A 13176-nucleotide genomic window follows, 5' to 3' on the forward strand; every position below is an offset into this window, starting at 1 on the left:
CGGCGACCGACGCCGCCGGGCAACCGATGCCCGGCGGGAGCGGCGCTCCCAGGCGGGCTCAGGTGCTGCCAGGGTCCCGTTCAGCGGCCCCTCTACAATGACGCGGTGCCGTCCTCCCCTCCTCGAGCGTCCTCCCGCCCCCTCGCCCGGCTGCGCGAGAACCGCGACTCCGTCGCCGTGCTCTGGGGCGCCTTCGCGCTGGTGCACGTGGTGCTCTCCCTCCTGGCGCTGTTCGCTCCGGGTCTGCCGATGGGCGACGTCAGCATCGTCTACAAGGAGTGGATGAGGACCGCCGTCGAGGGCGGCGGCATCGCCGGGATCGACACGGGCTGGGTCTACCCGATCCTCGCCTGGGGCCCGATCGCCGCCTCCTGGCTCTTCGGCTCGGCGGGCTACGACCTGATGTGGCTCGTCCTCGTCGCGCTCGCCGACGCCGCCGCCTTCGCCCTGCTGCTGCGCGGCCGGTCGGCACCGCGCCTCGCGGCGGCGCGCTGGTGGCTGCTGTTCCTCGTCCTCCTCGGGCCGATCGCCATCGGCCGCATCGACGCCTTCACCGCGCCGCCGGCCATCGCCGGGATGCTCTGGGCGGCGACCCGTCCGGGCGTCGCGGCGCTGCTGCTGACCGTGGCCACCTGGATCAAGGTGTGGCCGGCCGCGATCCTCGCCGCTGCCGTGCTGGTCCTGCGCGGACGGCTGCGGATGATCCTCGTCCCCGCGGTCGCCTCCGTGATCATCGTGCTCGCGGTCGTCCTCGTCGGCGGCGGGGACCAGGTCTTCAGCTTCGTCACCGACCAGACCGATCGGGGCCTCCAGATCGAGGCCGTCGTGAGCACTCCCTGGATGTGGCTGTCGGTTCTCCCGGGATCGGGGAGCTACGTCTACTACGCCGCCGACATCAACACCTTCGAGATGCACGGGCCCGGCACCGAGTTCGCGGCGAGCCTGATGACCCCGCTGCTCGCTCTGGCCATGCTCGGCGTGGCCCTGCTGGGTGCCCGTGCTCTCGCCCGCCGGGCCGACCCCGCCAGGTTGTTCCCGCTGCTCGCGCTGACCTTCGTGGTCGTGTTCATCGACACCAACAAGGTGCTCTCGCCGCAGTACATCGTCTGGCTCGCGCCGCCGGTGATCGCCGGGCTGATCGCGTGCCGCGACGGCGCGTTCGACCGGCCCGCGAAGCTGACGCTCGTCACTGCGGCTCTGACCCAGGTGGTCTACCCGTACCTCTACCTCTTCCTCCTCTGGTCGCACTGGTGGATGGTGCTCGTGCTGACCGTGCGGAACATCCTCCTCGTGGTGCTGCTCGGCTGGCTGCTGCGCGAGCTGTGGAGGATGGGGACGGCGCGGGTCGTCGCACCCGGCGCCACGACTTCCGCGTCGTCGCTGACCGGCGAGACCCGCCTGGCGCCCCAGGGCTCGTAGGCTCGGAGGGCGCGGGGCCGGTACGCGGTGCGCGCAGTGAAGGAGGCTCCCATGCTCGTCGCATTCTCGGTCGCACCGTCCGGGGGCGAGGCGCCCGACGCGTCCGTCCATGACGCCGTCGCCGCCGCCGTCCGCATCGTCCGCGAGAGCGGCCTGCCGTCGCGGACAACCTCGATGTTCACCGAGATCGAGGGGGAGTGGGACGAGGTCTTCGAGGTCGTCAAGCGCGCGACGGAGGCCGTCGGAGCGTTCGGGACGCGCGTGTCGCTCGTCCTGAAGGCGGACATCCGCCCCGGCTACTCGGGCGAGATCGACGGCAAGATCGCCCGGCTGAACGACGCGCTGGGGGAGTAGCGGGTCCCCGCCGCGACCTCTCGTGTCCGGGCGTGCTCGAATCGATTCGACATCCGTCCGATCCTGAGTAGCCTTGACCGGTGACGCTCTCGCCCGCTCGGACCCGCCTCGCCCTGCTCGCCCTCGCGATGGGGGGCTTCGGCATCGGCTCGACCGAGTTCGTCGCGATGGGGCTCCTCCCGCAGCTCGCCGCCGACCTCCTCCCCGGGGTCTGGGCCGCGAGCCAGGAGCAGGCCGTCTCGCAGGCGGGGATGCTGATCTCGGCCTACGCGCTCGGTGTCGTGGTCGGCGCCCCCACCATCGCCGCCGCAGCGGCGCGCTGGCCGCGCAAGAGGCTCCTCCTGACCCTCCTCGTCGCCTTCACCGTCGGGACGATCGGCTCGGCGCTGCTCCCGAGCTTCCCGCTCGTCCTCGCCGCGCGCTTCGTCGCCGCGCTCCCGCACGGCGCCTACTTCGGCATCGCCTCCCTGGTCGCCGCCGACCTGATGGGTCCCGGCAAGCGCGGCAAGGGAGTCGCGTTCGTCCTCTCCGGGCTCACGATCGCGAACGTCATCGGCGTGCCCGCGATCACCTGGGTCGGGCAGGTGGCCGGCTGGCGCACCGCCTACCTCGTGGTCGCGGTGCTCTTCGCGCTGACCGTCGTGGCCGTCCAGCTTCTGGTGCCCGCGCAACCCGGGAATCCGGCGGCGACCGTCCGCAACGAGCTGCGGGCGTTCGGGCGCCTGCAGGTCTGGATGACCCTGCTCGTCGGCGCCATCGGCTTCGGCGGACTCTTCGCGATGTACAGCTACATCTCGCCGCTCGCGACCGAGGTGACGGGCCTGCCGCTCGGCGCGGTCCCGTGGATCCTGGTCGTCATCGGCCTCGGGATGACCGTCGGCAACCTCGTCGGCGGCTGGGCCGCCGACCGCGACGTGCGGCGGGCGCTGGTGGTGTTCTTCGCCGGCGTCGGCGTCTCGCTGATCGGACTCGCGCTGTCGGCCTCGTCGGTCGTCGGCCTGGTGGTGTTCGCGTTCCTCTCGGCGGGCTTCTCGGCGGCCGCGTCGCCCGCGATCCAGACCCGGCTGATGGACGTGGCGCGCGACAGCCAGACGATCGCGGCAGCGCTCAACCACTCCGCGCTCAACATCGGCAACTCGGTGGGTGCCGCGCTCGGCGGCCTGACGATCGCCGCCGGACTGGGCTACCTGTCTCCCATCTGGGTCGGCGTGGGCCTGACCGCGGCCGGAATCGTGCTCGCTCTCGGCAGCATCGCGATCGACCGCGCCCGAGGCACGGTCTACCCGGTCCACCGCGAGCCCGCCCAGCCGGGCACCGGCGGCATCCCGGTCGACGCACTGTAGGCAGAGCGCCGCCCGGGCCTCTGGAAGACTCTCGGCATGCGCGCCGTGAGCTACTCGTCCTTCTCCGCCCTCCCCGCGATCGTCGAGGTCCCGGAGCCCGTCTGCCCCGTCGACGGCGTCGTCGTCCGCGTCGCGGCGACCGGGGTGTGCCGGAGCGACTGGCACGCGTGGAAGGGGCACGACGACTCGGTCGTCCTGCCGCAGATCCCCGGGCACGAGTTCGCCGGGACGGTGATCGCGACGGGAGCCCAGGTGTCGCTCTTCGCGGTCGGTGACCGGGTCACGGCGCCGTTCGTGTTCGCCTGCGGCGACTGCGAGCAGTGCCGGGAGGGGGCGACGCAGGTGTGCCTCCGGCAGCAGCAGCCGGGATTCACCCTCGACGGGTCGTTCGCCGAGGCGGTGGCCGTGACGGGTGCGGACCTGAACCTGGTGCGCCTGCCCGACTCCGTCGGCTTCGTCGAGGCGGCCGGTCTCGGCTGCCGCTTCGGGACCGCGTACCACGCCCTGCACGAGCGCGGCCGGGTCGCCCCGGGGGAGTGGGTCGCGGTGCTGGGCTGCGGCGGAGTCGGCCTCTCCGCGGTGATCGTCGCGCTCGCGGCCGGGGCCCGCGTGGTGGCGTCGGACGTCTCCGCCCCGGCGCGGGAGGCCGCGGCCGCGCTCGGGGCGGTGACCGTCCCCGCAGGCGAGGGTGCCGCCGAGGCGATCCGGGCGGCGACCGGAGGAGGGGCGCATCTGGCGGTCGACGCCGTCGGCAGCAGGGTCACCGCGGAGGCGTCGATCGCCGCCCTGCGTCCGCGCGGCCGGCACGTGCAGGTGGGTCTGCTGCTCGGGCCCGACGCCGCACCGGCGATCCCGCTCGGCCGGGTCATCGCCCAGGAGCTGGAGCTGCTGGGCAGCCACGGCATCGCCCGGAGCGGCTACACGGCCCTCCTCGACGACATCGTCGCCGGCCGTCTGCGCCCCGCCGAATCCGTCGGCCGCACCATCGCCTTCGAGGACCTGCCCGCCGCTCTCGCCGCGATGGACGCCCCCGCCGCGACGCCCGGCATGACGGTCGCCGTCCTGGCCCCCTGACGCGGGCCCGCAGGAGCACTCGCAGTCCCGGTCCGGTGGGTCTCGATGCCCAGCGTCCCGCGGCATCTCGACCAGCATCGACCCGTTGTCCGTGCCTGGCGGGTCTCGATACGCCGCGTCCCCGGCGACTCGACCGGCACGACTCGGGCACGCCCGCCCGGCTCGACTGCAGGAGCAGGTGGCCGCCGCTCGACGAGGTGGAGTCCGCCGACAGCGATCCGCGTGCCAGCGGATCGATGCCGGGCGACGCACCCCGCTCTGCGGATCGCACCACGTCGTGAAGCCGACCGCGCCGCGGCGGGCGGGGACCGCCGCGCCCTCGTGGAGCCCGCCGACAGTGATCCGCGTGCCGGCGGATCGATGCCTGGCGACGCACTCCGCTCTGCGGATCGCACCACGTCGTGAAGCCGACCGCGCCGTGGCGGGCGGGGACCGCCACGCCTTCGTGGAGCCCGCCGACAGTGATCCGCGTGCCGGCGGATCGATGCCGGGCGTCGCACCCCGCTCTGCGGAGCGCACCACGTCGTGAAGCCGACCGCGCCGTGGCGGGCAGGGACCGCCACGCCTTCGTGGAGCCCGCCGACAGTGATCCGCGTGCCGGCGGATCGATGCCGGGCGACGTACCTCGCTCTGCGGAGCGCACCACGTCGTGAAGCCGACCGCGCCGCGGCGGGCAGGGACCGCCGCGCCTTCGTGGAGCCCGCCGACAGTGATCCGCGTGCCGGCGGATCGATGCCGGGCGTCGCACCTCGCTCTGCGGAGCGCACCACGTCGTGAAGCCGACCGCGCCGTGGCGGGCAGGGACCGCCGCGCCCTCGTGGAGCCCGCCGACAGCGATCCGCGTGCCAGCGGATCGATGCCGGGCGACGCACCCCGCTCCGCGGAACGCACCACGTCGTGAAGCCGACCGCGCCGTGGCGGGCAGGGACCGCCACGGAAGAGGACTCAGTCCGTCTCGATGAGGATCCCGTCGTGGATGGCGCGCTTGCGGAGCGCCACCTTCGTGCCGACGTCGATGCCGACGACGCGGTACTTCTCGCGGATCCGCTTGAGGTACGACTTCGCCGTCTCCTCCGAGATGCCCAGCTCGAACGCGACCGACTTCACCGGCTCGCCGCCGCCGTAGAGGGCCATCACTCGGCGCTCCTGCGCACTGAGCTTCGGCGCTCCGTCGGAGTCGCCGGTGGAGAGCGCCATGTCGAGCTCGTGCGAGATGTAGGAGTGGCCGTCCTTGGCCGCGCGGATCGCCTCGACGATCATGTCCGCGTCCTCGGTCTTCACCAGGTAGCCGAGGGCTCCGGAGGCGAGCGCCTCGCGGACCACGGCGGGCTCGGAGTAGGTGCTCATCAGCACGGTCTTCACCCCGGTGGTCTTGAGGGTCGAGAGCTTCACCGAGATCGGGATGTTGTCCTTGAGGTCGAGGTCGAGGAGCACGACGTCGACGGGGAACTCGGGGTGCGTGAGCAGCTCGGGCCAGGAGGCGACCGCGGCCACCAGCTGGATGTCGGAGGCGGCTCCGCGGATCCACTCCGTGAGCGCTCCGAGGAGCATCTTGTGGTCGTCCACGACCGCGAGAGTGATCTTCGCGTCAGCGGTGGGTGTCATCGGTGTCCTTCGGTCGGCGGTCGTCGGCGGTCTCTCGGCGGCTGCTCACCGGTCGGCGGGATTCTCGACCAGGCAGTCGATCTCGATGCGGAGCTCCCCGTCGCGCGAGGTGTCGCGGAAGACGCCGACCTGAGCGATAGCCTCCCACGTCGCAGGATCGACGCCGCGCAAGGGCGCGCCTGAGGAGCGGAGCGTGATCGGCACGAGCAGTCCTCGGGCGGCCGTCCCGGCTCCGGGATCGCGGGGGCTGCCCGACTCGACGTGGAGGACCACGGCGAGCCCGGTCGCGCTGTCGGCCATCAGCCAGATCGCCGAGAGGAGCCCGTCGCGCTGCTGGTGCCCGAGGAGTCCGGCGGTGCCGTCCGGGTCGTCGAGCTCGACGAGCGGCGCGAGCAGCTCGGACTCGAGCACGGCGTGGTGCAGCCAGGTCTCGCGCCGCCCCTCGATGAGGTGGAGGCGGAGCTGGGTGGCGAGCGAGGTCGCGTGCGCGGCGCGCTGGGCGTCGAGGGGCAGGCGGACCGAGCCGTCGCCCACCTCGGCGAGGAGGCGCTCGGCGGCGAGGTCGAGCCGTGCGAGCTCCTCCGAGGCGAGCATCCCGACCGCGTAGCGCGGGCCGAGCGTGGTGCTCTGCACGAGGGCGCGGTCGATCTCGAGCTGGACCATCCGGCGGAATCCGCGCATCATCACGACCACGACGACGGCCGGCGCGATCGTCACCACGAGGGCGCTGATGCGCACCGAGAGCGCGCCCGCGCCGCCCGACTCCATCGAGAGGAACGCGATCACCTCGGCGATCGCGACGAGGGCGCTCACCGCGAGGATCTCGATCCCGCGCCGGTGGACGATCAGCGCGGCGTGCGCGACGGCGCCCGCGACCGCGGCGGTGGGGACGGTGCGGGCCGCGCCGGAGTCGGTCACGGCCACCAGGTCGAGCACGACGGCGGCTCCGAGGGCGACGAGGAAGCAGAGGTAGACCGGGAGCGGCAGGCGGCGTCCGCCGAGGTGGATCGCGAGGACGGTGGACCCGAAGGCCAGGACGACGAGGACCCAGGCGATCGCCGCGGGTGCGAGGTCGCTGTAGCGGGCGGAGGTCGAGAGGAAGATCAGCAGCTCGTAGGCGAGGATCGCGGCGGCGATGCCGTTGAGGCCGCTGCCGAGGTAGTTGGTGCCGAGCCCCTCCTGCTGGCGGCGGACCGAGCGGGCGGACCGGGAGGAGCGGCCGTGCGTCGCGGGCACGCGTCCCAGCAGCGGGGCCCGCGACTCCGGCGCGGGGCTCACTTGGGGACCTCCAGCACCACGGTCGTCCCCGATCCGGGGGCGCTGAACAGTCTGGTGCGGCCGCCGACGTCGCCGAGCCGGGCGATCACCGACTCCTTGAAGCCGAGCTTCGTGTCGGGGACGGTCGCGATGTCGAAGCCCGCGCCCGCGTCCGTGACCATCGCGCGGACGGTCGTCTCGTCCTCGGTGATCGTCACGTCGGCCGAGGCGACGCCGGAGTGGCGGCGCACGTTCTCGAGGCACTCCGCCAGGGCGAGCACGAAGGAGTCGAGGGCCGCGCCGGTGAGCGCCACCTGGCCGGAGCCGTGCCAGATCACGTCGAGCCCCATCCGGCCGAAGCGGTTGCGGACGGTCTCGAGGGTGTTGGCCGCGGGGGCGGAGGTGACGCTGGTCAGCTGGTAGGAGCCGGACGCGCTCGGGGTGGGGGTCCCGCCGAGCCGGAGCTGGCGCAGGAGCTGCGCGTCCTGCGCCGCCTGCTGCCGGAGCGCGTCGACCGACACTCCGCGGCCCGAGTGCGCGAGGAGCGTGAGGGTGGCCAGCACCGTGTCGTGCAGGAGCCGCGCGCCCTGCCGGCGCTGCGCCTCCGTCTCGCTGGCGAGGCGCTCCACGCGGTGGGCGTTGCCGATGCTGTCGATCCGCCGCACCACCCGCGGGACCGCTGTGCCGATCCAGAGGGCGAAGCCGCAGAGCGTGCCCCAGGGCAGCAGGCTCTGGACGACCACGGTGGGGATCATGGTGCCGCTCGAGACGAGCACCGACGGGATCAGGCTCGGGAGGAGCACCGGCAGCAGCAGGAGCAGGCGGCGCGCGGACGTCGTCACGACCACGGCGATGCTCGCGGTCACGGCGTTCGCGGTGTTGACCAGGACGAACCCGGCGAAGTCGGCGCCCGGAGCGAGCCCCAGGGCGAGGCCCCAGCCCAGCAGCAGGCCGCCGACGGCGACCGCGATCACGCGGCTGCGGCGCCCCGTCCGGGCGAGCTCGACGTGGGCGGCCATCATGCCCAGGAGCAGCGCGACGGCGAACGGCACGGCGGCGGGCTGGAGCGTTCCGGGGATGAGGGCCATGCCGAGCGCCCCCGCTTCCGTGAGCAGGCCGATCCCGCAGGCGGAGTGGCGCAGCAGCCGGTCGCGCTCGCGGGCGCTGCGGATCATCGGCACGCTCTGGCCCCCTCCGGTCGTGGCGCGGGGCTGGCCCCCGTCTCACGATAGCCACTGCCCGGGCCGGTCGGAGCGGTTCGGGGCGTCGAACCGCGCCGGGGTCGGGCGGGTCAGGCCGTCGCGGGATGCGCCAGCAGCCGGGCGAGGTGCGCGCCGACCGCGTCGTCCTCGATGAGGAACCCGTCGTGGCCGAACGTCGAGGTGATCACCGCGACCTCTCCGCCGTCGAGAGCGCCGGGAGCGTGCGCCGCGATGATCCGCTGGCCCTCGACCGGGAAGAGCCGGTCGCTGTCGATGCCGAGGACGAGGGTCGGGCTGGTGATCCGGGAGAGGGCGGCCGCCTCGCCGCCCCGGCCGCGGCCGACGTCGTGCGAGTTCATCGCCTCGACGAGCGTGATGTAGCTGTTCGCGTCGAAGCGGCGCGTGAACTTGTTGCCGTGGAAGTCGAGGTACGACTCCACTGCGAAGCGGCCGCCGCCGCCGAGCGGGCTGAGCCCCGACTGCCAGCTGCGCTCGAAGCGGTCGTTGAGCTCGGAGGGGCTGCGGTAGTTGAGCAGTGCCATCCGGCGGGCGAGCGCGAGGCCGTGGTACGGGCCCTGGCCGTCGCCGGCGTCGTAGTAGGAGCCGCCCGCGAAGGCCGCGTCGTTGCGGATCGCCTCGAGCTGCACGAAGTTGAGGGCGATCTGGTCGGCCGTGGCCCGCGGGGGAGCGGCCAGGACCGCGAGGCGCGCGACCCGCTCCGCGTGGTCGATCCCCCACTCCAGCGCCTGCATCCCGCCCATCGAGCCGCCGATGACGGTGTGCCAGCGCTCGACGCCGAGCAGGTCGCTGAACTGCACCTGCGCCCGTACCTGGTCGCGGATGCTCGTGTACGGGAACCGTGCGCCCCACTCGTGGCCGTCGGGGGCGAGGGACGCGGGCCCGGTGGAGCCCTGGCAGCCGCCGAGCATGTTCGGGGCGACCACGAAGAAGCGGTCGGTGTCGATCACGAGGCCGGGGCCGACGAGTCCCGACCACCAGCCGTCCGTCGCGTGGCCGGGATCGCCGCGGCCGAGCAGGTGGGAGTCGCCGGTCAGCGCGTGCAGGACGAGGACGGCGTTGTCGCGGCGCTCGTTCAGAGCGCCCCAGCTCTCGTAGGCGATGCGGGCGTGGGGGAGGCGGCCGCCCGCCTCGAAGTCGAACGGGCCGAGGTCGACGAAGCGGCGTCCGCCCGGGTGGTCGCCGTCGCGCCAGGCTCCGGTGGCGGGCGGCTTGCCGATGACCGAGAGGAGCTGGCGCTCGGTGACGAACGCCGACGGGACCGTGTCCTCGAGTGTCTGCTGCCAGTCCATAGCGCTGTCCATCGTGTCAGAGCGCCGCGGGGCGGAGCCGTTTGTTACGCCCTGCTCCCGCGCTCCTCCGCCCGCGCGCGGAGCGCCCCGACGCGATCCCCGCGGACGGGGACCCCGTCAGGGCGCCGAGGGGCCTCAGGCGTTCGCGCGGGAGGCCTCGACGACGGCGCGCGCGGCGCGGAGGGCCTGGTCGAGGTCGGCGCGGAGGTCGTCGACGTTCTCGAGTCCCACCGACAGGCGCACCAGGCCCGGAGTGACGCCGGCGGTCAGCTGCTGCTCGGGCGAGAGCTGCGAGTGCGTGGTCGACGCGGGGTGGATGACGAGCGAGCGGACGTCGCCGATGTTGGCCAGGTGCGAGAACAGCTCCAGCGAGTCGACGAAGGCCCGGCCGGCGTCCACTCCGCCCTTGAGCTCGAACGAGAGCACCGCGCCCACGCCCTTCGGCGCGTAGCGGTTGGCCGCGGCGTACCAGGGCGAGGTGGGCAGGCCCGAGTAGTTCACCGAGGCGATGTCGGAGTGGTTCTCGAGGTACTCCGCGATCTCCTGCGCGTTCTGCACGTGGCGCTCGATCCGGAGCGAGAGGGTCTCGATGCCCTGGATGAGCTGCCAGGCGCTCGCCGGGGCGATCGAGGCGCCGAGGTCGCGCAGCAGCTGCACGCGGGCCTTGATGATGTAGGCGAGGGAGTCGCCGACCGCGGCGGTGTAGACGGCGCCGTGGTACGACTCGTCCGGCGTGGTGAGGCCGGGGAAGCGCTCAGCGTTCGCGGTCCACGAGAAGCGGCCGCCGTCGACGATCGCTCCGCCGATGACCGTGCCGTGGCCGCCGAGGAACTTCGTCGCCGAGTGCACGATGATGTCCGCGCCGTGCTCGAAGGGGCGGATCAGGTAGGGCGTCGCGATGGTGTTGTCGACGATCAGGGGCACGCCGGCGTCGTGCGCGACATCGGCCACGGTGCGGATGTCGAGGATGTTGATCTTGGGGTTGCCGACGGTCTCGGCGAAGAACAGCTTCGTGTTCGGACGGACGGCGCGGCGCCACTCCTCGCGGTCGTCCTGGTTCTCGACGAAGGTCGTCTCGATGCCGAGCTTGGCGAGGGTGTACTTGAAGAGGTTGTAGGTGCCGCCGTAGATCGAGGACGACGAGACGATGTGGTCGCCGGCCTGGGCGATGTTCAGCACTGCCGCGGTCTCGGCGGCCTGGCCCGAGGCGAGCAGCAGGGCGCCGGAGCCGCCCTCGAGGGCGGTGAGCCGCTCCTCCACGACCGCCTGCGTCGGGTTCTGGATGCGGGTGTAGATGTTCCCGAACTCGGCCAGCGCGAACAGGTTCTGGGCGTGCTCCGCGTTGTCGAAGACGTAGGAGGTGGTCTGGTAGATCGGCGTCGCGCGGGCCTTGGTCACCGGGTCCGGCGCGGCGCCCGAGTGGATCTGCTTGGTCTCGAACTGCCACTTCTCGGAGTCGGTCATGGTGCTTCCCATCGGATCGTCGGGGTCGGGGACGGGGCCGTTCTCCGTCGCGACGAGCGTACGCGGGGGCCCGCCGGGCGGCCAGGACCGCCGACACACGGGGTAACGGCCGTCAGCGCCGCTCGGGCTGCCGGTCGCGCTTGGCGCCCGTGGGGTCGGCACGGTCCGGGCGCCGGGGCCTCTCGTCGGCCGCCGGGGCGAAGAGCCAGACCGCGCGGGGCTCGACCAGCCGGTGGAAGACGGTGCGGGTCCAGCCCAGTGAGAGCGCGACCGAGACCGCGATGCAGAACACGATCATCAGCGCGAGGGCGAGCGTGCTCTCCGTCTGCGAGAGGATCCCGGACTCCCGCAGCGGATAGAGGACGAAGCTGTGGAGGAGGTAGACGTACATCGTCGACTGCCCCCAGGCGGTGAGCGGGGTGCGGCGGCGGGGCACCAGCGCGAAGAGCGCGAGCGAGAGCACGACCGCTCCGGCCATCAGGGCCAGCCGCACCAGCCCGGCCCACCACTGGGTCTCGCCGAGGGCGTCGTAGGGGCGGTCGTAGAAGAACCAGTAGCGCAGGTCCGCCGCTCGGAACGCCTCGATGTTGACGGTCATGACGACCGCCGTGATCGCGAAGAGGACGACGGCGAGGATCCGGGCGAGGAGCACCCGCGACGGCGGCTGATCGAGCCAGCGGTCGACGGCGGAGCGGCCGCCGGGGGCGAAGCCGCGCAGGCGCCAGCCGAACACGAAGAACGGCAGGATCCCGATCGCGCGTGCGAGCGAGAAGGTCGAGTCGATGTTGTCGTAGTAGCTGACCCCGACCGCGAGCACCACGCTGATCAGCAGCGGCCAGCGCAGCAGCGCCAGGTAGGGGAGGACGAGGCGGAAGATGCCCAGCGCGAGCAGGAACCACAGCGTCCAGCTCGGCTTCGTCGGGTTGAACTCCTGCTTCCCCTCGACCAGGAACTGCACCAGGGTCCAGATCGTCTCCATGATCAGGTAGGGCAGGAGGATGTCGGTCAGCACCCGCCGCATCGCGCGCCCGCTCGGGGCGCCGCTCTTGGAGAAGTAGCCCGAGATGATCGCGAACGCCGGCATGTGGAAGGCGTAGATCGTCAGGTAGACGATGAGCGAGGTGTCGGAGTTGGCCGTCAGCCTCTGGACGCCGTGCCCGATCACGACGAGGGTCACGCAGACGAAGCGCGCGTTGTCCCAGAGGGGAACGCGGCGCTTCGGGGTGACGGCTGTCCCGGCGGTCGCGGGAACCGGGTCGGCGGGCGGCACGCGGCCAGACTAGCGTTGGGCTGCGACGACGGAGTCGAGGGTGTCCGAGGCTTGACGGAAGGGGACGGGCGTGGATCGACGCGTTGTCGTGACAGGAGCGAGTTCAGGGATCGGGGCGGCCACGGTCCGCCTGTTCCGCGAGCACGGCTGGGAGGTCGTCGCCGTCGCGCGCCGGCGCGACCGGCTGGAGGCGCTCGCCGCCGAGACCGGCGCCGGGTACTTCGCCGCCGACCTCACCGACGCCGCCCAGGTCGACGCTCTGCGCGACCACCTCGCCTCCTCCGGGCCCGTGCACGCCCTCGTGAACAACGCGGGCGGCGCGCTCGGACTCGACTCGGTCGAGAGGTCCGACCCCGAGGACTGGCGCCGCATGTTCGAGATCAACGTGCTCTCGGTGAAGCTCGTGACCAGCGCGCTGCTCCCGCTGCTGCGCGCCGGGATCCGGGGGAGCGGCACCTCCGCGGACATCGTGACGGTCACCTCGATCGCCGGCCACGTCGCCTACGAGGGCGGAGGCGGGTACAACGCCGCCAAGCACGCCGCGCACGCGCTGGTCGCCGTGCTGCGGCTCGAGCTGGCCGGCGAGCCGATCCGCGTGATCGAGATCGCGCCGGGGATGGTGCACACGGACGAGTTCTCGCTGGTCCGCTTCGGCGGCGACCGGGAGCGCGCCGACGCGGTCTACGCCGAGGTCCCCGACCCGCTCGTCGCGGAGGACGTCGCCGCTGCGATCGTCTCCTCGGTGGAGCTCCCCGCCCACGTCAACCTCGACCTGGTGACCATCAAGCCGGTCGCGCAGGCGGCCCCGCACAAGGTCGCGAAGGGACCCCTGGCCGCGCGCGCCTGACCGATGTGACGCGGAGGCCCGCGACGGCCTA

The 13176-nt window shown here is 72.9% G+C and carries 11 protein-coding genes; 5 read left to right on the forward strand and 6 right to left on the reverse strand.

Going from position 1 to position 13176, the window contains the following annotated elements; genetic code table 11:
• The first annotated feature begins 105 nt into the window (after positions 1-105).
• The 4 genes from C5C46_RS02230 (at position 106) to C5C46_RS02245 (ending at position 4190) form a co-directional block, all read left to right on the forward strand.
• Positions 106-1419, forward strand: a complete 1314-nt coding sequence (locus C5C46_RS02230; protein ID WP_104225503.1) for a glycosyltransferase 87 family protein — start codon at positions 106-108, stop codon at positions 1417-1419.
• A gap of 51 nt (positions 1420-1470) precedes the next feature.
• Entirely contained in the window at positions 1471-1773 is a 303-nt protein-coding gene (locus C5C46_RS02235) for a thiamine-binding protein (protein WP_104225504.1), read from the forward strand.
• A gap of 128 nt (positions 1774-1901) precedes the next feature.
• On the forward strand, positions 1902-3116 hold the full coding sequence (locus C5C46_RS02240; RefSeq protein ID WP_104225656.1) for an MFS transporter: 1215 nt from the start codon (positions 1902-1904) through the stop codon (positions 3114-3116).
• A gap of 36 nt (positions 3117-3152) precedes the next feature.
• Entirely contained in the window at positions 3153-4190 is a 1038-nt protein-coding gene (locus tag C5C46_RS02245) for an alcohol dehydrogenase catalytic domain-containing protein (RefSeq protein WP_104225505.1), read from the forward strand.
• A gap of 945 nt (positions 4191-5135) precedes the next feature.
• On the opposite strand, the gene C5C46_RS02250 is transcribed toward C5C46_RS02245, so the two are convergent.
• The 6 genes from C5C46_RS02250 to C5C46_RS02275 all read right to left on the reverse strand — a co-directional run bounded on the left by C5C46_RS02250 (position 5136) and on the right by C5C46_RS02275 (position 12298).
• Positions 5136-5795, reverse strand: a complete 660-nt coding sequence (locus tag C5C46_RS02250) for a response regulator (RefSeq protein WP_104224447.1) — start codon at positions 5793-5795, stop codon at positions 5136-5138.
• Positions 5796-5840: 45 nt separating this feature from the next.
• Positions 5841-7073, reverse strand: a complete 1233-nt coding sequence (locus tag C5C46_RS02255) for a hypothetical protein (protein WP_104225506.1) — start codon at positions 7071-7073, stop codon at positions 5841-5843.
• Positions 7070-8227, reverse strand: a complete 1158-nt coding sequence (locus tag C5C46_RS02260; RefSeq protein WP_104224445.1) for a sensor histidine kinase — start codon at positions 8225-8227, stop codon at positions 7070-7072. Before C5C46_RS02260 ends, C5C46_RS02255 begins: the two co-directional genes overlap by 4 nt.
• 116 nt (positions 8228-8343) lie before the next feature.
• Positions 8344-9564, reverse strand: coding sequence for a homoserine O-acetyltransferase (locus C5C46_RS02265; RefSeq protein WP_104224444.1), 1221 nt, complete (start codon positions 9562-9564; stop codon positions 8344-8346).
• A 135-nt stretch (positions 9565-9699) separates the two neighbouring features.
• Positions 9700-11028, reverse strand: coding sequence for a bifunctional o-acetylhomoserine/o-acetylserine sulfhydrylase (locus C5C46_RS02270; RefSeq protein WP_104225507.1), 1329 nt, complete (start codon positions 11026-11028; stop codon positions 9700-9702).
• A 112-nt stretch (positions 11029-11140) separates the two neighbouring features.
• The gene (locus C5C46_RS02275; protein ID WP_104225508.1) at positions 11141-12298 is read right to left on the reverse strand and encodes an acyltransferase family protein; all 1158 of its coding nucleotides are present in this window, start codon (positions 12296-12298) and stop codon (positions 11141-11143) included.
• A 70-nt stretch (positions 12299-12368) separates the two neighbouring features.
• Here C5C46_RS02275 and C5C46_RS02280 point away from each other — a divergent pair, with 70 nt between their 5' ends.
• Positions 12369-13145, forward strand: coding sequence for an SDR family NAD(P)-dependent oxidoreductase (locus C5C46_RS02280; protein ID WP_258059262.1), 777 nt, complete (start codon positions 12369-12371; stop codon positions 13143-13145).
• Positions 13146-13176: the final 31 nt, after the last annotated feature.

The organism is Rathayibacter sp. AY1E6 (genome assembly GCF_002931115.1).
Classification (GTDB): Bacteria; Actinomycetota; Actinomycetes; order Actinomycetales; family Microbacteriaceae; genus Rathayibacter.